Source organism: Achromobacter sp. 413638, assembly GCF_043119405.1.
Lineage (GTDB): Bacteria > Pseudomonadota > Gammaproteobacteria > Burkholderiales > Burkholderiaceae_B > Achromobacter.
This window is the reverse complement of sequence record NZ_JBICCO010000175.1, coordinates 1-1,052: the sequence shown is the minus strand read 5'-3', so window position 1 is coordinate 1,052 and position 1,052 is coordinate 1. Positions and strand designations below refer to the sequence as shown.

Sequence of the window (1,052 nt, the reverse complement as noted above, 5' to 3'; positions counted from 1 at the left end):
GCAGGTAGAAATCCAGAGATTTGGGGGAAGACAACGGGGGCAATGAGTACATGGAACGATCAAGCAATGAAACATTTGCGAGAGATTGCACGGGCTCCAGGAGAATTTAAGAAAGTTACTAATGAACAGGGAGTCTCATTCTTGGAGAAACGCTTGCCTGACAGGCGAGGGGTTCGTCTTAATATGGATAGAACTTTTAAGGGATTTGTGGATTGATTTCATGGCTGAATCATACGAAGTTGTTTTTCAAGAGGTTCCGAGAAAAAATCTTTTTCTTCTTCTGAGAAAAATGAAGATGAATGCGAGTTTTATTTCAAATATCAATATATCAAGTGAGATTGAAATATCGAAAGATTTTGAAATGTGTGAGAGTTTAATTAATGACGTTATTGATAACCGAGGCGATATTTGCCTAATTGGCGAGTTTCATGGGTTTGTGGTTTCAGAGAAGGTGTCAATTAAATCTGTTCTTTTAAGGGTTGTGAAATATGGGGTAAATATTGATGTTGAATTATCTTTTGATGATGATGGGGATGTAAGTATTGATGATTTGATGAAAGAGCTGCATCAATACGCTAAAAAAATATCGGAAGAATTTGATGTTGGAGTTTTTTATGGAGGGTTGGAGCCTGCTATGGATATAAATACTAGATACTTTACCAATGATGTGGTTGGCCCTATGGGTTGTTAATATTTATATGGATGTGCCGCGATGGATTGGGGGCTGGTTGTACTGTGATGGTATTCACCCGGAACCGGTCGAGTTTGTCTAAATTTTTGTCGGCGAGATGTCTTAGTACAACAAATCCTTAGCGAATCTGCTGCGCTGCGCTCCGAGGGGCCATGTGGCGGAGGCTGTGGCGGGTACGGTGGCGGGAGGCGTGAGCGGAGCCAGTGGGGCGGCGGTTGCGAACATGTACAACCGCCAGCAGCACGAAGAAGAAGGTGAGCTGATCCGCAAGAAAGCATCAATCTATGCCGAGCGGCAGGGGATCAGCATCGCGGACGCCCAAGCCATCCTCACCGGACAGGCGCAGCGCCAGGCGGATTCA

Annotated in this window: 2 protein-coding genes; both read left to right on the top strand. The window is 44.5% G+C overall.

Going from position 1 to position 1,052, the window contains the following annotated elements; translation table 11 throughout:
* Nucleotides 1-216, top strand: a 216-nt coding sequence (locus ACEU5R_RS31935) for a hypothetical protein (protein ID WP_392413922.1), incomplete at its 5' end; no start/stop codon positions are given.
* A 4-nt stretch (nucleotides 217-220) separates the two neighbouring features.
* Nucleotides 221-691 (top strand): hypothetical protein, encoded by a 471-nt coding sequence (locus tag ACEU5R_RS31930; RefSeq protein WP_392413920.1) that lies wholly within the window; start codon nucleotides 221-223, stop codon nucleotides 689-691.
* Nucleotides 692-1,052: the final 361 nt, after the last annotated feature.

Coding starts and splice junctions, on each gene's coding strand:
- ACEU5R_RS31930 (WP_392413920.1), top strand. CDS start 221: ATGGCTGAATCATACGAAGTTGTTTTTCAAGAGGTTCCGAGAAAAAAT.